Source organism: Amycolatopsis sp. NPDC104863, assembly GCF_055582965.1.
The window spans coordinates 171775-192117 of record NZ_JBVJOW010000005.1 but is presented as its reverse complement, the minus strand read 5'-3'; the positions used below and the strand labels follow the sequence as shown (position 1 = coordinate 192117).

Sequence of the window (20343 nt, the reverse complement as noted above, 5' to 3'; positions counted from 1 at the left end):
CGCGGATTCACCGGGCGAGTAGCCGGAATTCCCGCCATTCCGCGAACGCGGTGGTCCAGACACCTTCGACGGCCCCGGTACCGGTTCCGCGACGGTCAGCCCGGGAACTCGTCGGCGAGGGTGTTCCAGAACTGGAGCTCGTAGCTCTGGAAGAGGCGGGCGTAGAGGTGCGCTTCGCGCTCGTCGAGCCGGTGTGCGTCGAGGCCGGCCTGGATCGCGGCGAGCGCTTGTTCTTCAATTTCCGGCACATCCGCCGCGAAGAAGTCGAAGAACGCGCAGGCGTCGTCGCCGAAGCCGTAGTGCTTCCGCATGCCCTTGGCGACGTCCGCGCAGTACCGGCCGAAGGCGGCGAAGTTCGCGTAGATCCCCGCCGCGGTCGCCGACGACTCGCCGTTCAGCGCGAGCCAGGCGACGTACGCCGGGTACGCCTGGCAACCCGCGCGCGGGCGTTCCTTCCCGTGGTCCGGACCAGCGGCCTTGACCAACGCGTCGAGCATCCCGTTCGCCTGCTGCTCCCCCGGCGCGAGGCCGCCGAAGAAGGTCCGCGCGTTCGGCTCGTCCGCGCGGGCGGCGAGCGCGTGGAAGCTCCGCCAGTCGCTGAGCGTGATCCGCTTCTCCTCCGCGGCCAACGCGGCGAACACCGCGCGCGGCGCGCGACCGGCGGTGATCAACGGGACCAGTCGGTTGTCGTCGTCGCGCGGCGCGAGCTCCTTCTGGATCTCGTCGAGCAGTGCACGAGCCGAACGCGTCATCGCTTCCCCCCGGAGTCGGTAGTCCTTCCATTGAAGCGCGGTTCGCGCGCCGGCGCCCGTGTGCACTGTGGACGGTCGTGGGGAGCTGACCGCGCGAAGGCGGGTAAAGGGGGTGTTTGACGTGGCCGCGATTCTCTATCCACCCGGCGCCGGAGCCCCTACAGTGTGGCCATCCGCAGCACCGAGGAGGCCAGCGTTGACCACCCCGTCCGTCGCCGAGCAGACCGAAGGCCTGACGATCCCGCGGCTGCTGCAGCGCAACGCCGCCGAGTACCCGGACCTGCCGGCGATCACCTCGCTCGACCTCGAAGGCCAGCCGACGCTGAGCTGGTCGGAGTTCCGCACCGCGATCGCCGAGGTGTCGCGCGGGCTGGCGGGCCTCGGCCTCACCGCGGGTGACCGGATGCTGATCATGGCGCCCGGCTGCCCCGACCACATCGTCGCCGACCTCGCCGCGGCGCACCTGTCCGCGATCCCGTGCACCGCCTACGCCACCCTCAGCCCGGACCAGGTCGCCTACGTCGCGCGGCACAGCGCGGCGCCGGTCGTGGTGCTCGGCGGCGAGAGCGAGCTGGCGCGCTGGCGGCCGGTGCTCGGCGACCTCCCGGCGCTGCGCCACATCGTCGTGATGGACGAAGCCGTGATCCCCGCCGGCGACGAGCGGTTCGTCTCCTTCGCGGCGCTGCGCGCCCAGGGACGGGAAGCGCTCGCCGCCGATCCCGACGCCTTCGAGCGGTCGTGGCCGGACATCAAGCCCGACGACCCGCTGTCGATGATCTACACCTCCGGCACCACCGGCGACCCGAAGGGCGTCGTGCTCTCGCACCGCAACGCGATCCACCAGGCGTACGCGGTCACCGAGCTGCACCACCCGCCGATGCACGCGACGAACATCGCGTACCTGCCGCTGGCGCACATCGCCGAGCGGGAGCTGTCGATCTACCTGCCGATCGTGTGGGCCGGGCACGTGCACACGCTCGCCGACCCGACGGCCGTCGCCGGCGCGCTCGGCAAGGTGCACCCGCAGAGCTTCTTCGGGGTGCCGCGCGTGTGGGAAAAGATGGTCGCCGGCCTGAAGAACATGCTCGGCAGTGTGCCCGAAGACCGGCGCAACGCGTTGCTGCAGGCGAACGAGCTGCTGCAGCAGGGGTACAAGCTGCGCAGCGCCGGGCAGCCGGTGCCGGCCGAGCTGGCCGACAAGATCGCGAAGACCGACGAGGCCGCGCTGGCCCCGGTGCGCGCGCTGCTCGGGCTGGACAAGCTGCTGGTCGCCTCGAGCGGCGCGGCCGCGCTGCCGGTGGAGATCATCTACTTCCTGGCCGGCCTCGGGGTCGAGATCTGCGAGGTCTGGGGCCTGTCGGAGACGACCGGCGCGGCGACGTCCAACTCCGGCACGGACTTCCGCGCGGGCACCGTCGGCAAGCCGCTGGACGGCGTCGAGGTGAAGGTCGCCGACGACGGCGAGCTGCTCGTGCGCGGCCCGATCGTCTTCCTCGGCTACCTGCAGGAGGACGGCACGATCGCCGACGCCACCGACGCCGACGGCTGGTACGCCACCGGCGACATCGGCACGATCGACGAAGACGGCTTCGTGACGATCACCGACCGCAAGAAAGAGCTGATCATCACCTCGAGCGGCAAGAACATCGCGCCGACGAGGATCGAGGGCCTGCTCAAGGAGCACCCGCTGATCGGCCAGGCGGTCGCGATCGGCGACGACCGGCCGTACGTGACCGCGCTGATCGTGCTCGACGACGAGATCGCGCCCGGCTGGGCCGCGGCGAACGGCGTCGAGGCCACGCCGGACGAGCTGGCTTCGCACCCGGCCGTCCGCGCGGAGCTGGAGCGCGCGGTCGAGTCGGCCAACAGCCGGCTGGCCCGGATCGAGCAGATCAAGCGCTACCACGTGCTCCCGAAGGCGTGGACCCCCGAGTCCGGCGAGCTGACCCCGACGCTCAAGCTCAAGCGCCGGGTCATCAACGACCGCTACTCGGTGGACATCGAGACGCTCTACGCGGCGGCGCGCGACCCGGAGCCCGCCGCCGGTTCCTAAGCCGTGCGGGGCGAGGTCGTCTCCGTCCACTTGCGCAGCCGCGGCGGGACGCGCTTTTCCAGGCCGTAGTTCTCCAGGTGGGCGGAGAAGACCTCGTCGAACGCCTTCTGCACGGTCTCGGTGTCCCAGACCGGGCGCTCGAGGATCGGCTGCTTGAGGAACGGCTGGCCCATGACGTGCAGCTGCGGGCCGTTGCAGCGGATCATCTGGCCGGTGATGCCGTGCGAGCCGTCCCCGAGCAGGAACAGCACCACCGGGGCGATCCGCGACGGCGTGCGGTCCGGCGGGCAGGCGCGCAGCGAGCGTTCGGACTTCCAGACCATCCGCGTGTGCGCGAGCGGGCAGACGGCGTTGACCCGGATCCCGACGTCTTCGAGGTCGAGCGCCCAGGAGTAGGTGAGGGACGCGACCGCGCCCTTGCTCGCCGCGTACACGCCGAGCTTGCGCTGCCCGAGGGAAGCGCCGGAAGAGATGTTGACGATCGAGCCGCCGGTGCCCGCGTCGACCATCGCCTTGATGGCCGCCAGCCCGGTGTTCACCACGCCGAGGACGTTCACCTGGACGAGCTCGCGCGCCTGCTCGGCGTCGTCTTCCCAGGGCAGTGCCTCATAGTTCAGCCCGGCGTTGTTGACCAGGCCGTCGAGCCCGCCGAACTCCTTGACGCAGAGGTCGACGATCTCCTGCGCCTCCCCGGCGTCGGCCACGCTGTGCCCGCTGGCGACGGCGCGGCCGCCGTGCGCGCGGATGTTCTCGGCCGTCCGCTCGGCCAGCTCGACGTCGATGTCGTTGACGACCACCGACCCGCCCGCCCGCGCGACGTGCACGGCGAACGCCTCACCCAGCCCCCGGCCGGCGCCGGTCACCACGACCGACTTGCCCTGCATCAACCCGTCCATCGTCCACTCCCCGCTCTGCGGCGCCGGCGGCGCGGTCCGTCCACCCCGGCCGGATCTGTGTCCAGTCTTGGCCCATTCGGGCCAACGGGGCATCGTCGCCACGACGAGCGGCCGCCGCTCTGCGCCGAGCGAGTCCGGTTCGATCAGTCCGGAGGTACCCGCGCGCCGGTCACGGCGAACCGCCGTCCCTCGCGGGTGGCGTAACCCGATCGGCTCCGAACGGAGCAGGGATGCGCGTTCCGGGGACATCGGCGTGTAGTCGGCGGCATACTGATAGTGCTTCCGGGAGGTCGGCCGTGACACCCCCGGACGGGGTCGTCACGGACGAGGCACAATGCGGACGGTCCAGGTTCACTCGATCGGGGGACGGTGGTTAACAGGTGGCGACGCGCGCGAAGCCCCGGCTCCGGGCCGTCCTGGCCAACCGCGAGTTCCGCGCGCTGTGGTTCGCCGAAACGCAGTCCATGCTCGGCGACCAGCTCACCATCGTCGCGCTGGCGATCCTGATCTTCGACCGGACCGGGTCGCCGCTGCTCTCGGCCGTCGTCTACTCGCTCACGTTCCTGCCCGCGCTCGCCGGCGGGCTCGGGTTGTCCCAGCTCGCGGACCGGTTCCCGCGGCGCGCGGTGCTCGTCACCGGGTCGTTCGCGCAGGCCGTGCTGATCGGGCTGATGGCCGTGCCGGGCATGCCGATGGGCTGGCTGTTCGTCCTGTTCGTCTTCGCCCGGCTGGCGAACGCGCCGTGCAACGCGGCGCAGAACGCGCTCGGCCGGGAGATCTTCGACGACGACGACATCTACCTGCAGAGCCAGGACCTGCGCGGGATCACGAACAACACCGCGATGCTGGCCGGCCTCGCCGTCGGCGGGCTGCTGGTGACCACCATCGGCACGTCGTGGGCGCTCGGGATCGACGCGCTGACGTTCCTCGTCGCCGCCGTCGCCGTGCGGGTGCTGGTGCTGCGCCGGCCGGCCGCCGGGAACGGGGGCGCCCCGTGGTTCGGCGCCGTCCGGCAGGTTTTCGGCGACGAACGGCTGCGCGTGCTGCTCTACCTGTCCTGGCTCGTCGGCCTCGCGGTGATCCCGGAGGGCCTCGCGGCGCCGCTCGCCGCACAGCTCGGCGCGGGCGACCAAGCGGTCGGCTGGCTGCTGGCCGCCGACCCGCTGGGCTTCGTGCTCGGCACGTTCCTGCTCTCGCGGTACGTCTCGACCGAGCACCGCCGCAAGCTGCTGGGCGTGCTGGCCGCGTTGCCGCTGGCCGCGCTCGCGGCGTTCGTCCTGCGCCCGAACCTCGCGTTCGCGCTGGTCCTGCTCGCGCTCGCCGGGGCGACGGGCGCCTACGTCATCACGGTGTCGGCCACGTTCATCACGTGGGTGCCCAACGACATCCGCGGCAGCGCCGGCGGGCTGTACCGGACCGGGCTGCGGGTCGCCCAGGGGGTGGGCGTGGGCATCGGCGGACTGGTGGCGCAATGGCTCGGTTCGGCGAACACGACCATCGCGCTCGCCGGCGCGGTGGGGCTGCTGCTGGCCGTCCCGGTGGCGTTGGCCTGGCGCCGGGCCGCCGAACCGCGACCGGAGCCGCGGTTGTCATGAACGGAAACTCACCGGGTTTCAGCCGTCACGGTTCGACATCGGTCGTCACCTCTCCGTACAGGCAAGATCATGAATGACATTCAGCTGGGGACGGCGAGCAATTCGCGGCCGACTCAGGCGTCACGGTTACGCACTGGTCCACCTCCATCTTGGGAAGCATGAACAACCGATTGAGCCGAGTTCCCGGCAGTTCGGCCGACAACCCGGTGGTTGGCGTTGCTGAAGGATGATACCCAACCACGGAATGCGTCAACACTCTAGGCGGGTACCGATGAGATTACTCAAGTCCGCGGCTAGGCTGGAAAGGAGGTGACCAATTGCATCCCGGAGCAGACGACGACCCGTCCGCGGCCGGCCGGGCCGCCGCCGGGCGACCGGCCGCGAGCCCGCCGGTGAACACGCACGCCGAACCGGCGGGCGGTCCGGACCGGACCACCGGACGCGACCATCCGTATCTGCCCGGCAACTGGGCGCTCTGGCGCCGCCCGCCGGTGCTGATCGCGTTCATGCTCGGGCTCGAGGTCGTCGCGGTCGCCGTGCTGGCGATTTCGTTCTCCCGTTCCGCGATTCCCGGCGGGCGCGACTGGATCAATTTCGGAATACTCGCCGTCGGCGCCACCGTCCACATCCAACTGACGCAGCGCCAGGAAGAACGAAGGCGAAACCGCACCAAAAAGGTGCTGATCGACCTCACCGCCGTGTGGACGTTTTCCGCCGCGTTGATCCTGCCGGTCCCGTTGACGCTGCTCATCGTTTTCCTCATCCGGTTGCAACACTGGTTCATCGCCCGGCGCCCGGCCCACAACTTCATTTTCTCGTCGATCACGCACGGCCTCGCCGGCGCGCTCGCCCACCTCACCTACGGGGCGCTCGGACCGCACCTGCTCGGGCAGCCGGGGTGGGGCACGTTCTGGCACGAGGCGGGCGCGATCGTCGTCACCGGTGTCGTCTACGAAGCCATCCAGATCCTCTACGTCGGCGGCGCACTGGCGCTCGGGCTTTCGTCCGAGCCGACCTTGCGTAACGTACTGGGCAGCCCGGCCGACAACCTTCTCGAAGCGGTCACCATCGGCCTCGGCGCGGTGACCGCGATCCTGCTTGCCGTGGTGCCGCCGATGGTCGTCGTGATGGCCGTCGCGACGGTGGTCTTCAATCGCCTCGCGGAACTGGACCAGCTGCAGAACGACGTCCGGACCGACCCGAAAACCGGCATTCTCAACATGCGCGGCTGGTCGGAGTCAGCGGAGCGGGCGCTGGAACGGACCGCTCGATCGGGTGATCAACTGGCCCTCCTGATGGTCGATCTCGACCACTTCAAGTGGATTAACGACACCTATGGACATCCGGCGGGCGACGACGTGCTCCGCACCGTTGCGCAAACGCTCGACGAAGTGACGAGACCGAGCGACTTGGTCGGCCGTTTCGGCGGTGAGGAATTCCTCATTCTGCTCCCGGACATCAACGAAGAGGCGACCTGGGACGCCGCCGAGCGCATACGTGTTGCGATTGCGAAGTTGCATATCGTGACCACGGACAAACGCGGCGACCCGGCCACGATCACCGACCGCACGACGTCCATCGGCGTCGCCCGCCACCCCCGCCACGGCGACACGCTCGACCGCCTCCTCCAATCCGCGGACGCGGCGGTTTACCTGGCGAAGGAGAACGGCCGCGACCAGGTCTGCTTCGCCCCGGACGTCACGCCCCCAGCCGAACGGTGAGCTCCAGCTTGACGAGCACTTCAGCGGAAGTCCCGGCCGACGCGGGGTCGAGCCGCAGCCGTTCCCCGCGGTAACCGGCGGACTCCAGCCGCAGCACGCTCGCACGCGGATCCGGGCGCGGGTGACACCAGTGCCGGACGGTGCCGGTCCCGGCGGGGTCCTTGGCGAGGACGAGGTAGGCGTGGCCGAGATCGTCGGTGACCCGCCCGAGCCCGTTCCACCAGAGCGCGCGCAGGGTGAGGGCAGTGCCGTCGTGGCGGAGTTCGACGGGGGTGTCCGCTTCGACGTCGACCCGGAAGCCGGTGGCGCCGACGGCCAGGGAGCGCACGTCGAGGAAACCGGTGCGGCTGGGGTCGGCTGGGTCGATCGGCTTGGCTTCGGCGCCGCCGCTTTGTTCAGCGCGATGCTCCGGCGCGAACTCGCCGGCAGGCTCGGCTCGCTCGCTCGGCGCGGACGGGGCGCCCAGCCCAGCGCCATCGCCGGGCGCAGGCCGACCACCCGGCCCAGCTCCACGCGCGCACTCGCGGCCCGCCCCGCCCAGCAGGACCCCGCCCTCGTACTCGCCGAAGTCCGGTCGTGGCAGCAGCGCGGCCACCGTCAGCTCCGCGGCCAGCAAGCCGTCCTCATCCCGCGGAACCACCTCGGCCCCGCACAGCTCCCCGGCCAGCAGCCGGCACCCCATGACCTCCGCCCACCCCAACGCGGCCGCTCGCAGGCCCGGCTCCGCACGCAGGCGGTCGAGCAGCGGGCCCGCCCGCCGGCCCGCGCGCCACGTTCCGCTGAACCGGGCCGCCCGGACCAGCCGGGCCGACTCCGGGCAGCTCGCGCCGAACAGGCCCGTCATCGCGCGGTCGAGCAGGCGCAGCTGGTGGGCCAGCACCACCCGGCCGACCAGCCGGGGATGGGTCCGGGCCAGCGTCGCCGGCGAGGCCGCGCGCAACACCCGGGCCAAAGCGCGCAGCTCCGGAGACCGTGGTTCGCGCAGGCACGCTCCGGGCGCGAGGTGGCGCAGCGCGCGGACGGTGTTCTCCACGGGCACGGCGGGCCGCCCGCCGCCGGGATCGGTCGAGCCCACTGGACGCCCTCCTGGTCGCCGTGCCCCCTTCCACCAGTCTCCGCCGCGGCGTGACACAGGGGAACGTAAGAACGGGCAGCCGACGGGGCAGCCTAGGGGAAAGCAGCCGCGAACCCTTGGGGTTATCCCCATGTCGGCGCCGAGGCGGGGCTGGCACCCTGGAACCCATGCCAGCCCCGCCCGAGCCGCCGCGTGTCCGCCGACCCTGGTCGACGTCGGGCTGGCTGCTGCTGGTCCTGCTGGTCGTCTTCGCGTTCGGGCTGATCGCCTCGCGCCCGCCGTCGCCGCCGGACCAGGGCCCGCCGACCGGCGACGTCCTCGCCGCGCAGAACGCGATCGAGGCGCTCGTCCACCCCGGCCCGCACCCCGACGCGCTGGCGCGGCTGCCGAAGGACTTCACCGCGCTCAGCGGCGTCACCCCGGGGGTCCTGACGGCCCGCGACGGCACGGTCCGCGCGGTGCACGTCGACGGCGGCTGTTCCACCCCGTGGGGCGACGACAACACGAAGTGGGACTACGCCGTGCCGTGCAAGTCCCACGACCTCGGCTACGACCTGCTGCGCTACGCCGACCGCAAGGGCCACCCGCTCGGGCCCGAGGTCCGCGAGGCCCTGGACAACCAGCTCTCGCACGACATGCACCACGCGTGCGACCTCAACCCGATGAACTCCGCGGGCACCTGCCGGATCGTCGCGTCCCTCTACTCGGCCGGGCTGGTCGTCAACTCCTGGCACCAGCGCTGGGGCCCGCCGGTCGGCGACCCGATCGGCCCGATGGTCGCCGGGGTGCTCGTGATCGGCTGCCTGCTGGTGTTCCGGCTGCGCGGCTGGCTGCACACCCGCCGTCAGGCCCCCGTCCCCGCACCGCCCGCCACCCCGGCGCCGGTCACCAACTGGGCGCTGCTCGGCGCCGGCGGTGTTGTCCTCCTGCTGCTCGGCGAGTCCGTGACGGCGCTCGCGCACTGGGCGGGCGCGCCCGAGCCGGCGCTCTGGCCGTTGACCTGGCTCGCCCAGCTCACCCCGCTGATCTACTTCGCCGGCGGCCACGCCAACGCGGCGGGCTGGCGCGCCGGCCGGGCCGACGGCAGCGGTTACCGCCACTACCTGGCCGAACGCGCCAGCCCGCTGCTGCGGCCGGCGCTGATCTTCGCGGTCGTCGCGCTGCTGACGCCGCTCGCGCTCGAGCTCCTCGGCATCCCGGCGGGCACCACGGCGACGGTCATGCGCATCGCCGTGCATCCGCTCTGGCTGCTCGGGGTCTACCTGCTGACGATCGTCTGCGCGCCGCCGCTGCTGGCCCTGCACCGCCGGGCGCCGGTGAGCGCGGCCGCCGGGTTGCTGGTGCTGGTCGTCGCCGGTGAGGTCGTCGCGAACTGGTCCGGCTCGCCGCTGCCGCGCTACGCGGCGACGTTCGCCCTCGCGCTCCTCGCCCAGCAACTCGCCTTCGCGCACGCTGACGGCGTACGCCCGTCACGACGTCTGCTCGCCTTCGCCGCCGCGACCGGTGTCGCGGGCCTCGCCGTGGCGAGCGTCCTGCGGGACGGGCCGCCTGTCCTGCTCGGCAGCCCGGGCGCCCCGGCGGCGTTCTCGGCGCCGCCGTGGGGCGTGCTCCTGCTGGGTTTGGTGCAGCTGGGCCTGCTCGGGCTGCTGGCCGGCCCGCTGACGCGGCTGGCGCGGCGGCCGGGCGTCGCCCGCGCGTGCCGGTTCGTGCTGCGCGCGCCGATGAGCCTCTACCTGGCGTTCCTCGCCGCGATGCTGCTGCTGGTCGCGGTCGTCTACCTCCCCGGCCGGATCGCCGACGGGCTGAGCTGGCTGGTCCGGCCGCGGACGCTGGTCGCCGTCGGGCTGCTCGCGGTCCCGGCGACGCTGGTGTTCTGGTGGTTCGAGCGGCACAGCCACCACGGGCGGCCGCCGCGCGCGGCCGAGCTCCCCGGCCGCCGGGCGGCGGTGCTGACCCGCGCCGCGGCCGGGTTCGGCATCGGCTACGCGACGCTCGGCGTGTTCGGCTTCGCCCTGACCCGCTTCGGCGGGGTCGCGGCGGACGCCGACCTGCTGGGCCTGCGACTCGACCCGATCCAGAGCCTGGTGCACCTGCTGCTCGGGGTGTTCCTGCTGCACACGATCCGCCTCGGCGCGGGCGCGGCCACGGGCACCTGGCTCGCGACGGCGCTGGCCTGCGCGCCCTCGCTGCTGTTCGCCGCCGACGGCACGACACCAGGGTTCCTCGGCGTCACGCTGCACGCGGTGACGGCGGCGTTCGCCCTGCTCGCCGCGGCCGGCACCCTGCTGCCGGCCCGCCGCCCGGTGAACGCAACGCCCTGACCGGCGACGCGCACGACCCACCGCGGCCCGGCTCTGCCACGCCTGACCCGGCCCGGCCCCACCTGGCCACGCCTCGCCCGGCCACGCCCTGCCCTGCCTCGCCCCGCCGAGCGCCTGGCCTCACCTGGCCCGGCCTCGCCCCGCCGAGCGCCTGGCCTCGCCTGGCCCTGCCTCGCCTGGCCCTGCCCTGCCCCGCCTGACCCGGCCTCGCCTGGTCACGCCTCGCCTGGTCACGCCTGGCCCTGCCCCTCCTGACCCGGCTGACCCGGCCCGGCCCCGCCTGACCCGGCCCGGCCCGGCCCGGCCCGGGCCAGCCTCGCCCGGCCACGCCTCGCCCGTCCCACCGGCCCGCGAACCACGCCCGACCAGCTCCACCTCTCCGCCGCCCGGTGAACGCACCGTCCTGACCAGGCGAAACCGGCGAACATGCGGGAAACTGGGTGGTGCGCGCCACATTCGGAGGGGGATGTGTAACGCTACCGCAACCCCGGGGAGGCACCATGCGTCCCAACCTGGAGACCACCGATCGAATGCAGTGAGGAGTCACCCGCGTGGATCACCCGCCTCGGAACGGGCAAGGCGGCCGCCGCCCCGCCCGGCCCTGGCAGGACGAGCCAGGCCGGGACGACGTCCGGCGCGCGACGCCGCCGCCCCGCCGTCCCGCACCCCGGCGTGAGCCGGTGGACGCGCGCCGGCGGCCCGAGCCGCGACCGGCCCCGCGAGCCCGCCGCAACTCCTTCCGGGGCGCGAAGATCGCGCTGACCGTCGTGTCGCTGCTGGTGATGGGCCTGACCGGCTACGCGTGGGCCGCGATGCAGGGCCTGGTCAACGGGCTGAACTACGCCAACGTGATCGACGACAACGGCGGTGGCGAGAAGCCCGCCGACGGCGCCCGCGACATCCTCCTCGTCGGCCTGGACAGCCGGACCGACGCCCAGGGCAACCCGCTGTCGCGCGAGGTGCTCGACCAGCTGCGGGCCGGCGAGTCCGACGGCGAGCTCAACACCGACTCGCTGATCTTCGTGCACATCCCGAACGACGGCAGCAAGGCCGTCGCGATCTCGATCCCCCGTGACACCTACGTCGACATCCCCGGCGGCTACGGCAAGCACAAGATCAACTCGGCGTACGCGCGCGCGATGCTGTCGGCGCGCAAGGACCTGCAGAAACAGGGCGTCTCCGACCCGAAGGAGCTCGACGTCAAGGCCAACCAGGCCGGGGCGAAGGAGCTGATCGAGACGATCCAGAAGCTCACCGGGTCCACCATCGACAACTACGCCGCGGTCAACCTGCTCGGCTTCAGCGACATCACCAAGGCCATCGGCGGGGTCGACGTCTGCCTGAACGACAACGTCAAGGACCAGTACTCTGGCGCGAACTTCACCAAGGGGCAGCACACGATCTCCGGCGTCGAGGCGCTCGAGTTCGTCCGGCAGCGCCACGGCCTGCCCAACGGCGACCTCGACCGGGTCGTCCGGCAGCAGGTGTTCATGGCCGGCATGGCCCGCAAGGTGCTCTCGGCCGGCACGCTGACCAACCCGGGCAAGCTCACCGACCTGATCGACGCCATCAAGAAGTCGGTCGTGCTCAACCAGAACTGGGACGTCTTCGGGTTCGCCCAGCAGATGAAGGGCCTGACCGGCGGTCAGCTCGAGTTCCGCACGATCCCGGTGAAGAACATCGAGTACAAGACCCCCGAGGACGGCACCGCGATCCAGGTCGACCCGGCCGAGGTCAAGCAGTTCGTGCAGGGCCTCGCCGGGCCGCAGCCCGGCCAGACGGCGCCGCCGGCCCAGCAGGCCGACCCCGCGAACAAGGCGACCACGGTCGACGTCCGCAACGCCTCCGGCAAGACCGGCCTGGCCGCGAGCGTCGCCAAGACGCTCGAAGGCAAGGGCTTCAGCTCCGGCGACACGGCGAACGCGACCTCGCGCAAGACGACCGTGATCTGGGTGCCCAAGGGCGGCAAGGACAAGGGCCAGGCCGTCGCGGACGCACTCGGCGGCTCGCCGACGATCCAAGAGGACAAGAGCGTCCAGACCGGGCACGTGATGGTGTTCCTCGGCGCCGACTACCAGGCGCCGAGCTCGAACTCCAGCGGCGCCGGAGCCTCCGCGGCGCCGACGTCGCAGGCCGCGCCGCCGCCGGCCGACGAGGGGTCCAAGCCGATCACGGCCGAGGGCGTGCCCTGCGTCAACTGAGTCACGGCGTCTGCAACTTGCACCGTGACTCCCCGTGCCGTTAACCCGTTCGGCCTAACTCAAGCAATCGGTATCAAAGACATGCCCGAATCCGCGTAATGCCCGGGCACCCGCGCACTTACATACACGTGAGGGTGCACGCGCACCGGACTGTCACGTCCGTGCGGGTGCCGTGGAGGAGCACGGCAGGGGACATTGATGTGCTGATCGACGCCGAGGACTACCAGCGGATACTCGGGGACGAGCTCCGCAAGCTCAGGCGCAGCCGAGGGTGGACGCGCAAGGAGCTGAACCAGCACCTGCAGAGCGAGATCTCCCTGCAGACGCTGGCCACCTACGAGCTGGGCACCAGACAGTGTTCCGTGGTGCGGCTGGTCGAGCTCTGCGTCGCTATGGACGAGCTGCCCCAGGACCTGCTGGCCAAGGTGCACCGCCGCGTGTTCGTCGACGAGCCCGGCCGCGTCCGCGTCGACCTGCGCAAGGTGGTCGCCGACGCCTCCCCCGAGCTCCTCCCGCTGCGCCGCTGGGCCGAAGACCGCCTGCGCCAGGCCGGCGAGCAGGGCGCCGGCGAGGTCGCGCTCGACCTGCCCGCGCTGGAGCGCATGGCCGAGCTGTGCGGGCTGCCCACGGTGGACCTGATCGCCCGCCTCCGCCGGTACGCCTCCCGCTGATCCCCGCGGCCCCACCGGCCTCCTCCGCCGGTGGGGCCGCACCGGTCAGCCGACCAGGTAGTCCTCGCGCCGCACCTTCCGCGTGTCGAGCCAGTAGCGCCACGTGAAGCCCGGCCAGATCGTCCGGTTGACGCCCTTCGCGTCCAGGTACCAGCTCTTGCAGCCCCCGCGCGTCCAGATGCCCTTCGCCAGCTTCCGCTGGATGTCGCGGTTGAACCGCTCCTGCACGTCCTCCTTCGGCTCGATGGCCTTGCCGCGGGCCAGCCGCAGCGCCTCGGCGACGTAGGAGATCTGCGCCTCGATCATGAACACGACCGAGTTGTGCCCGAGGCCGGTGTTCGGCCCGAGCAGGAAGAACAGGTTCGGGAAGCCGGCGACGGTGATCCCGAGGTGCGTCCGCATCCCCTCGGTCGCCCACTCCTTGCCGAGGTTGCGCCCGTCGCGCCCGACGATCTCCAGGTCGTCGAAGGCGTCGGTGACGTGGAAGCCGGTGCCGTAGACGATGGCGTCGACCTCGTGCTCGACGCCGGCCGCGTCGACGACGCTGTGCTCGCGGACCTCCCGGACGCCGTCGGTGACGACGTCGACGTTGTCCCGCGCGAGCGCCGGGTAGTAGTCGTTGGAGATGAGCACGCGCTTGCAGCCCATGGTGTAGTCCGGCGTGACCTTGCGGCGCAGCGCCGGGTCCTGGATCGCGCCGTCGATGTTGCGCTTGGCCAGGCGCTGGCCGAGCTTCATCACCCACGACTGGCCGTTGAAGCCGATCGCGCGGGCTTCGAGCAGCCAGTACAGCAGGGTGCGGTAGGCGCGCTGGGCCGGCGGGAACGCTTTGAACAGCGCGCGCGTGCGCCCGGACATCTCGTGGTCGGCCTTCGGCATGATCCACGGCGGGGTGCGCTGGAACAGCGTCAGCGCTTCGACGTCCGGGGCGATCTTCGGCACGAACTGGACGGCGCTGGCGCCGGTGCCGATCACGGCGACCTTCTTGCCGGCGAGGTCGACGTCGTGGCGCCACTGTGCCGAGTGGAACGCCGGGCCGGCGAACTTCTCGATCCCCGGCAGCTCCGGGATCTGCGGCAGGTGCAGCGCCCCGACCCCGGCGACCAGCGCGCCCGCCACGAACTCGTCGCCGCCCCTCGTGGCGACGTGCCAGCGGTTCTCGTCACCGTCCCAGCGCGCGCCGGTCATCTCCTGGCCGAAGCGGACGAACTTCCGCAGGTCGTACTTGTCGGCGACCTCGCGCATGTAGCGCCAGATCTCCGGCTGCGGCGAGTAGGCCCGCGACCAGCCCGGGTTCTGCTCGAACGAGAACGAGTACATGTGCGACGGGATGTCGCAGGCGCAGCCGGGGTAGCTGTTGTCGCGCCAGGTGCCGCCGACGTCGTGCGCCTTTTCGAGGATGACGAAGTCGTCGCGGCCCTCCTTGCGCAGCTGGATCGCCATGCCGAGACCGGAGAACCCGGTCCCGACGATGACGACCCCGGTCTCCGTGCGGTTGCCCATGACGCCTCCCGGTTGCGAGCTAACTTACTCAGAGTAGGTTACTACCGGTAGAGTGTCGCCCGTGACCACCGCGAAGCGCAAGCGCATGCCCCGGGCCGAGCGGATGCGGCAGATGGTCGAGGTCGCCGAACAGGTCTTTTCGGCGCGCGGCTACGCGGCGGCGTCCATGGACGAGATCGCCGAGCTGGTGGGCGTCTCGAAGCCGATGCTCTACGAGTACTTCAACTCGAAGGAAGGCCTGCTCCTGGCCTGCATCCGCGAGTCGCGGTCGGTGCTGCGCGAGGTCACCGAGCAGGCGACCGTCGGCGCGGCCACCGCCGAGGACGCGCTGCGCCGCGGCCTGCTGGCGTTCTTCGTCTTCATCCGGGAGCGACGCGAGGCGTGGTCGCTGCTGCGGCACGAGATGGCGCTGATCGGCACGCCGGCCGCCGACGAGGTCGAGGAGACCCGCCGTCAGCAGACCGACCTGATCGCCGCACTGATGAGTGGCCACTTCGACAGCGGGGACGACCTGAGGGCCGAAGCGGCGGCGGAATTCGTGGTCGGGGCGTGCGAACGGCTCGCGATCTGGTGTGAGCGACACGATGAGGTGACCCCCGAAATGGCCACCGAATACGCCATGGACGTGCTGTGGAGCGGCCTCGGGAGCCGTGCACGGTAACCTGCGCGTGCATTAGGCCATTCGGTCGTTACTCAGCGCTGTCGTGTCGTGTGACACAGAGTTGCTCTACGGTACTGAAGACACGGTAGAAAGTGTGCTGGACCTTCACGGCCGAGAGGGGGCGCAGTTACCGCGTCATGGAATCGCGGCGACCGCGTCACGGTTGTGTAGGCATGGAGAGGGGCGTGAGGCAGATGGTGGAAGCGATCACGGCGACGTACGTCCAGGAGGACGCCGACTGGGCGATCACGGTCAGCGGCCACGGCAAGGAGCTGACCGCGCGGGCGCCCGGCATCATCGCCGCGCGCGACCGGGCCGACCAGCTGGTCGAGGAGCTCGGCGGCAACGGCAAGGCGACGGTGGTGCACCTGCTCAACGGCAGTGCGTTCGACTTCACCAGCGCTTACATGACCGCCCGGCTGACGCTCCCGAAGCTCCCGCCGCTCGAGGTCCCGCCGCCCGGCAGTGTGCCGAAGCAGCAGACCGAAGAGCCGGCAGCGGCCGCGGCTGCTCCCGCAGACAAGAAGCCCGCGTTGCCGCCGAGCAAGCAGCTGCCCAAGGCCGTCGAGGAGGCCAAGGCCCCGGAGCCGGAGCCGGCCCCGGAGACCAAGACTCCGGCCGACGCCTGAGCTACTTGAGGAGCTTGCGCACCAGCAGGACGAGCACGAGCACACCCGCGCCGATCAGCGGGTACTTCACCTTGGGGTTGTCCAGCTTGGCGCGCACGCCGTCCTTCGCCGACTCCGCGAGCTTCTTGGGGTCCGCTTTGACGGTCAGCTGGTCGAGCGTCGCCGCCAGAGCGGTCCTGGCCTGCTCGATCTCACGCTCGATCGTCTCGGGATCGCGAGCCACGTGTCCTCCTCGCCGCAAGGTGCTTCCAGCGACAACTTAGTCGACGCCCCCACCGCCGCCGCACGGGCCACGCCGCACGCTACGCTTCCGAGTGCTGGGGGCCCGTAGCCCAATTGGCAGAGGCACATGGTTTAGGTCCATGCCAGTGAGAGTTCGAGTCTCTCCGGGCCCACCCCTAGTCGAGCTTGATGTGCGGCGCCAGCGCGCGGAGGAAGTCCGGCGCGTCGAACATCTCCCCCGCCGAGGCGACCCCCTTCACCCGCGCCCGGCCGGTCAGGAGCCGCTCCACCGCCTCCACCGCCAGCGGCGCGCTCACCGCGTAGATGTCCCGGCCACGAGCCACCGCCCGGCGTTCCGAAGCCCCTGAGCGCACCACGACGTCCACCACGAACGTCTCCGGCTCGTCGCCCCGCGAACTGCCCGCCGACAGCTCCTCGGCCGCGGACGTCGTCATGTACGTCGTCACGTTCGGGACCTCGATGTGGCGGGGGATCGTCACGACGTCCGCCATCGTGAACTCGCCCAGGACCGGCCGCGGCCCCAGCGGCGCCGGGAACGCCCACTCCAGCGACGGCAGCGCGTCCTCGCGGTGCTCCAGGCGGCCGTTCGCATAACGGAGGCGCCGGCCGTCGCGGCGTTCGCGGGACACTCGGCCCGCCGCCAGCGTGCCGGGTGTCGGGTGCCAGCCGCTGAGCCCGTACGCGACGTGGACCTCGTCCGCCTTCTCCCAGTCGCCCATCGCCGTCGTGGCCAGGAGGTCGCCCAGGCCGCCGAAGAACGCCATCGCCGGGACCACCGCGATCGGCACGTCCAGCGCGAACGTGTCCAGGTTCGCCTCGATCTCGGCCGCGACGTCCACGTACGGGACGCCGGCGCGCGCCGCCGCCTCGATGAGCGGGACGGCCGTCGCCGCGAACGGGCCCGCCGTGTTGATCACCGCCGCGACCCCCTCGAAAGCGCGGTCGAGCGCCGCCGGGTCGTCCACCCGCGCCGGGCGGCCGGTGGGCAGCTTCGCCGCGTCACGGCCGGACAGGACCGGCGAAAACCCGCGGGCGAGCAGCTCGTCCACCACGAAGCGCCCGGTGTGTCCGTAAGCGCCGTAAACCAGTACCGAAGTCATGTAGCCGATCCTCGCGGCGACCCGGCAGCGTCACCAGTGTCCGGAACGCCCTCCTGCGTACAGTTTCGGACATGCACGCAGTCGCGCTCGCCGCCACCGACGGGATGTTGTCCTTCGAGCTGGCCATCGCCACCGAGGTCTTCGGGGACGACCGCCGGTACGACTTCGCCGTCTGCGGCTCGGCGCCGGTCCGGGTCGGGCGGTTCCGGCTGGAGCCGGACCACGGGCTCGACCGGCTGGCGCGCGCCGGCACCGTGATCGTGCCCGGGTGGGCCGACGTCGGCAGCGACCCGCCGGCCGACCTGGTCGACGCCGTCCGCGCGGCCCACACGGCCGGCGCGCGGGTGGCGTCGCTCTGCACGGGCGCGTTCGTGCTGGCCGCCGCCGGCCTGCTCGACGGGCTGCGCGCGACCACGCACTGGGCGCACACCGACGCGCTGGCCGCCCGCTATCCCGCCGTCACGGTCGACCCGGACGTCCTCTACGTCGACAACGGCAGTGTGCTCACCTCGGCCGGCAAGGCCGCCGCGATGGACCTGTGCCTGCACCTCGTCCGCGCCGACCACGGCTCGGCGGCCGCCAACACCGTCGCCCGCCGGCTGGTCGTGCCGCCGCACCGGGCCGGCGGGCAGGCCCAGTACGTCACCGCGCCGGTGCCCGCGCGCGACGACCACCCGCTGACCGGCCTGCTGCCGTGGGTGACGGCCCGGCTCGACCAGCCGCTCACGGTGGCCGATCTCGCCCGCCAGGCCAACCTCAGCTCCCGTCACCTGGGCCGGCACTTCCGGACGGTGACCGGCACAACGCCGTTGCAGTGGCTGCTCGTCCAGCGGATCCGGCGGGCGCAGGAACTGCTGGAGAAGACGGGCGACAGCGTCGACTCCATCGCGGAGGCGGTCGGCATGGGCACGGCGGCCACCCTGCGGCGGCACTTCAACCGCACCGTCGGCGTGCCCCCGGACACCTACCGCCGCACCTTCCGCGGTTAGGGTTCGCCATGCAGTCCTACGGGTTCGTGGGTGCCGGCGAGATCGCGGCCGCCATCGTCGAAGGCCTCAGCACCGGCGTCGCCGATCCGCCGCCGATCGTCCTCTCCCCGCGCAACCACGACGTCGCACACGGCCTGGCCGCGCGGTTCCCGAACGTGCGCGTGGGCGCGGACAACCAGGAAGTGCTGGACACCGCCACGGTGGTCGTCGTCGCCGTGCGTCCGCAGGTCGCCCAGGAAGTGCTGGCACAGCTGGCTTTCCGGCCGGAGCACGTCGTCGTGAGCGTGCTCGCCGGCGTCGGGCTGGCGCAGCTGCGCGAGTGGGTCGCGCCGGCCACGCGGATCGTCCGGTCCATCCCGCTGCCGACGGCGAGCCGGGCCTCGAGCCGCACCGCGATGTACCCCGACGACGCCGTCGCGCGGACCCTCTACGAGAGCGTCGGCGACGTTGTCGTCCCCGGCGACGAAGCGACGTTGGACGCCTTCAGCGCGGCGACGGCCACCTTCGCCGCGCACCTCGACCAGCTCGCCACGATCGCGAGCTGGATGGCCGAGCACGGCGTCGCGACCGAGGACGCGAACGGCTACGTCGCCCACGTCTACGGCGAGCTCGGCCACACGCTCTCCCAGCACGACGGCACCCTCGAAGCGCTGGCCGGCAAGCACATGACCCCGGGCGGGATCAACGAGCAGTTCCTGGCCGGCCTGCGCCGCGACGGCGTGCCCGACCTCGTGCGGCGAGGACTCGACGACGTCCTCGCCCGCGTCAAGGGTCAGTAGCGGACGTCGCTCTGCAGCAGCGGCGGGTACACAGTGGACGGTTCGCCGTCGACCGTGGTGCCCGCGAACTGCAGCATCGCCCGCTGGGCGCCGTGCATCGGGGCCGGGTAGTCCAGCTCCGGCGCCGAAACCTCGTCCAGCACGGCGAGGTGCGCCGGTGTGAGCATGACGTCGAGGCCGGCGAGGTTGCCGGTCAGGTGCTCCAGCCGCCGCGCGCCGACGATCGGGACGACGGTGCCCGGCCGCGACCGCAGCCACTGCAGCGCCACCGCGGCGGACGTCGTCCCCAGCTCGGCGGCGACCGAGGCGACGGCGTCGATGACGGCGTACTCCGCCTCGCTCGGGCCGCCCACGAACGCCGTGCGGGCCGAATCGGCGACGTCGGCGCCGCGCCGGTACTTGCCGGACAGGAAGCCGTTCTTCAGCGGGCTCCACGGCGTCAGCGCGATGCCCTGGTCGAGCGCGAACGGCGCCAGCTCCCCCTCGACCGTCCGCGCCAGCAGCGAGTACTCGACCTGCAGCGCGACCAACGGCGTCCAGCCGCGCAGCAGCGCCGTCGTCTGGGCCTGCGCGGTCACCCACGCCGGGGTGTTGGAGAAGCCGACGTAGCGGATCTTGCCCGCGCGGACGAGGTCGTCGAGCGTCCGCAGGGTCTCTTCGATCGGCGTGCTGCGGTCCCAGTTGTGCAGCCAGTAGAGGTCGAGGTGGTCCGTCTGCAGCCGCCGGAGGGACTGCTCCAGCTGCGCGATGACCGACGCGCGGCCCGCGCCGCCGCCGTTGGGGTCGCCGGGGAACATGTTGCCGAAGAACTTCGACGCCAGCACGACGTGCTCACGACGGCCGGGGTGGGCGGCGAAGAAGTCGCCGAGGATCTTCTCCGAGTGGCCGTTGGTGTAGAAGTTCGCCGTGTCGACGAAGTTGCCGCCGAGGTCGAGGTAGGTCGCGAGGATCTTCTCCGACTCCTCGACGCTGCAGCCGGCGCCGCCCGGGTCCTCGCCGAAGGTCATCGCGCCGAGGGCGAAGGGGCTGACGCGCAGCCCGGACCGGCCGAGGGTGACGTAGTGGTCGAGTGGCATGGAACTCTCCTTGGGTGTCGGATTGGCTAACACCAGGAAACCGCGTAACCCCAGTACAGCGGTAGATCGATCAACGCG

General features: G+C 71.8%; 17 protein-coding genes and 1 tRNA gene. 11 read left to right on the top strand and 7 right to left on the bottom strand.

The genetic code is table 11. The features are described from left to right. Positions 1-95: 95 nt before the first annotated feature. Entirely contained in the window at positions 96-752 is a 657-nt protein-coding gene (locus ACZ63J_RS27770; RefSeq protein WP_465402147.1) for a transcriptional regulator, read from the bottom strand. Between the two features lie 196 nt (positions 753-948). Between ACZ63J_RS27770 and ACZ63J_RS27765 the strand changes: the two genes are divergently transcribed. Continuing rightward, positions 949-2805 carry an AMP-dependent synthetase/ligase gene (locus tag ACZ63J_RS27765; protein ID WP_465402149.1) on the top strand — a complete coding sequence of 619 codons (1857 nt, stop codon included), beginning with the start codon at positions 949-951 and terminating at the stop codon, positions 2803-2805. On the opposite strand, the gene ACZ63J_RS27760 is transcribed toward ACZ63J_RS27765, so the two are convergent. Beyond that, positions 2802-3701: an SDR family NAD(P)-dependent oxidoreductase gene (locus ACZ63J_RS27760; protein ID WP_465303087.1), complete on the bottom strand. Its 900-nt coding sequence runs from the start codon at positions 3699-3701 to the stop codon at positions 2802-2804. The genes ACZ63J_RS27765 and ACZ63J_RS27760 overlap by 4 nt on opposite strands. 380 nt (positions 3702-4081) lie before the next feature. Here ACZ63J_RS27760 and ACZ63J_RS27755 point away from each other — a divergent pair, with 380 nt between their 5' ends. Both ACZ63J_RS27755 and ACZ63J_RS27750 read left to right on the top strand, forming a co-directional pair. Continuing rightward, positions 4082-5296, top strand: coding sequence for an MFS transporter (locus tag ACZ63J_RS27755; protein WP_465336449.1), 1215 nt, complete (start codon positions 4082-4084; stop codon positions 5294-5296). Positions 5297-5613: 317 nt separating this feature from the next. Next, entirely contained in the window at positions 5614-7017 is a 1404-nt protein-coding gene (locus ACZ63J_RS27750; RefSeq protein ID WP_465402151.1) for a GGDEF domain-containing protein, read from the top strand. On the opposite strand, the gene ACZ63J_RS27745 is transcribed toward ACZ63J_RS27750, so the two are convergent. Next, positions 6995-8092: a hypothetical protein gene (locus ACZ63J_RS27745; protein ID WP_465402153.1), complete on the bottom strand. Its 1098-nt coding sequence runs from the start codon at positions 8090-8092 to the stop codon at positions 6995-6997. The two genes, ACZ63J_RS27750 and ACZ63J_RS27745, sit on opposite strands and share 23 nt — an antisense overlap. Before the next feature lie 167 nt (positions 8093-8259). Here ACZ63J_RS27745 and ACZ63J_RS27740 point away from each other — a divergent pair, with 167 nt between their 5' ends. From ACZ63J_RS27740 to ACZ63J_RS27730, 3 genes are all read left to right on the top strand, one after another. Further along, complete coding sequence (locus tag ACZ63J_RS27740) at positions 8260-10413, top strand: phospholipase A2 (RefSeq protein WP_465402155.1); 2154 nt, start codon at positions 8260-8262, stop codon at positions 10411-10413. A gap of 551 nt (positions 10414-10964) precedes the next feature. Then, the gene (locus ACZ63J_RS27735) at positions 10965-12614 is read left to right on the top strand and encodes an LCP family protein (protein ID WP_465402157.1); all 1650 of its coding nucleotides are present in this window, start codon (positions 10965-10967) and stop codon (positions 12612-12614) included. A gap of 200 nt (positions 12615-12814) precedes the next feature. Continuing rightward, positions 12815-13285: a helix-turn-helix domain-containing protein gene (locus tag ACZ63J_RS27730; protein ID WP_465303075.1), complete on the top strand. Its 471-nt coding sequence runs from the start codon at positions 12815-12817 to the stop codon at positions 13283-13285. Positions 13286-13330: 45 nt separating this feature from the next. Here the strand turns inward: ACZ63J_RS27730 and ACZ63J_RS27725 are convergent, their stop codons facing one another. Then, positions 13331-14788, bottom strand: a complete 1458-nt coding sequence (locus ACZ63J_RS27725) for a flavin-containing monooxygenase (RefSeq protein WP_465402159.1) — start codon at positions 14786-14788, stop codon at positions 13331-13333. 61 nt (positions 14789-14849) lie between these two features. Between ACZ63J_RS27725 and ACZ63J_RS27720 the strand changes: the two genes are divergently transcribed. Further along, entirely contained in the window at positions 14850-15449 is a 600-nt protein-coding gene (locus ACZ63J_RS27720; protein WP_465336441.1) for a TetR/AcrR family transcriptional regulator, read from the top strand. A 194-nt stretch (positions 15450-15643) separates the two neighbouring features. Beyond that, the gene (locus tag ACZ63J_RS27715; RefSeq protein WP_465402220.1) at positions 15644-16078 is read left to right on the top strand and encodes a hypothetical protein; all 435 of its coding nucleotides are present in this window, start codon (positions 15644-15646) and stop codon (positions 16076-16078) included. A 1-nt stretch (position 16079) separates the two neighbouring features. Here ACZ63J_RS27715 and ACZ63J_RS27710 read toward each other — a convergent pair whose 3' ends face one another. Next, positions 16080-16301 (bottom strand): DUF3618 domain-containing protein, encoded by a 222-nt coding sequence (locus tag ACZ63J_RS27710; protein ID WP_395925820.1) that lies wholly within the window; start codon positions 16299-16301, stop codon positions 16080-16082. A 98-nt stretch (positions 16302-16399) separates the two neighbouring features. Here ACZ63J_RS27710 and ACZ63J_RS27705 point away from each other — a divergent pair. After that, positions 16400-16473, top strand: a tRNA-Leu gene (locus ACZ63J_RS27705). Between the two features lie 3 nt (positions 16474-16476). On the opposite strand, the gene ACZ63J_RS27700 is transcribed toward ACZ63J_RS27705, so the two are convergent. Next, positions 16477-17421, bottom strand: coding sequence for an NAD(P)H-binding protein (locus ACZ63J_RS27700; RefSeq protein ID WP_465402160.1), 945 nt, complete (start codon positions 17419-17421; stop codon positions 16477-16479). Between the two features lie 71 nt (positions 17422-17492). Here ACZ63J_RS27700 and ACZ63J_RS27695 point away from each other — a divergent pair, with 71 nt between their 5' ends. After that, positions 17493-18410 carry a helix-turn-helix domain-containing protein gene (locus ACZ63J_RS27695; protein WP_465402162.1) on the top strand — a complete coding sequence of 306 codons (918 nt, stop codon included), beginning with the start codon at positions 17493-17495 and terminating at the stop codon, positions 18408-18410. 8 nt (positions 18411-18418) lie between these two features. Next, complete coding sequence (locus tag ACZ63J_RS27690) at positions 18419-19189, top strand: NAD(P)-binding domain-containing protein (protein ID WP_465402164.1); 771 nt, start codon at positions 18419-18421, stop codon at positions 19187-19189. Here ACZ63J_RS27690 and ACZ63J_RS27685 read toward each other — a convergent pair. Beyond that, entirely contained in the window at positions 19183-20265 is a 1083-nt protein-coding gene (locus ACZ63J_RS27685; protein ID WP_465402166.1) for an aldo/keto reductase, read from the bottom strand. The genes ACZ63J_RS27690 and ACZ63J_RS27685 overlap by 7 nt on opposite strands. Positions 20266-20343: the final 78 nt, after the last annotated feature.

Coding starts and splice junctions, on each gene's coding strand:
- ACZ63J_RS27770 (WP_465402147.1), bottom strand. CDS start 752: ATGACGCGTTCGGCTCGTGCACTGCTCGACGAGATCCAGAAGGAGCTC.
- ACZ63J_RS27760 (WP_465303087.1), bottom strand. CDS start 3,701: ATGGACGGGTTGATGCAGGGCAAGTCGGTCGTGGTGACCGGCGCCGGC.
- ACZ63J_RS27740 (WP_465402155.1), top strand. CDS start 8,260: ATGCCAGCCCCGCCCGAGCCGCCGCGTGTCCGCCGACCCTGGTCGACG.
- ACZ63J_RS27725 (WP_465402159.1), bottom strand. CDS start 14,788: ATGGGCAACCGCACGGAGACCGGGGTCGTCATCGTCGGGACCGGGTTC.
- ACZ63J_RS27715 (WP_465402220.1), top strand. CDS start 15,644: ATGGTGGAAGCGATCACGGCGACGTACGTCCAGGAGGACGCCGACTGG.
- ACZ63J_RS27700 (WP_465402160.1), bottom strand. CDS start 17,421: ATGACTTCGGTACTGGTTTACGGCGCTTACGGACACACCGGGCGCTTC.
- ACZ63J_RS27695 (WP_465402162.1), top strand. CDS start 17,493: ATGCACGCAGTCGCGCTCGCCGCCACCGACGGGATGTTGTCCTTCGAG.
- ACZ63J_RS27690 (WP_465402164.1), top strand. CDS start 18,419: ATGCAGTCCTACGGGTTCGTGGGTGCCGGCGAGATCGCGGCCGCCATC.
- ACZ63J_RS27685 (WP_465402166.1), bottom strand. CDS start 20,265: ATGCCACTCGACCACTACGTCACCCTCGGCCGGTCCGGGCTGCGCGTC.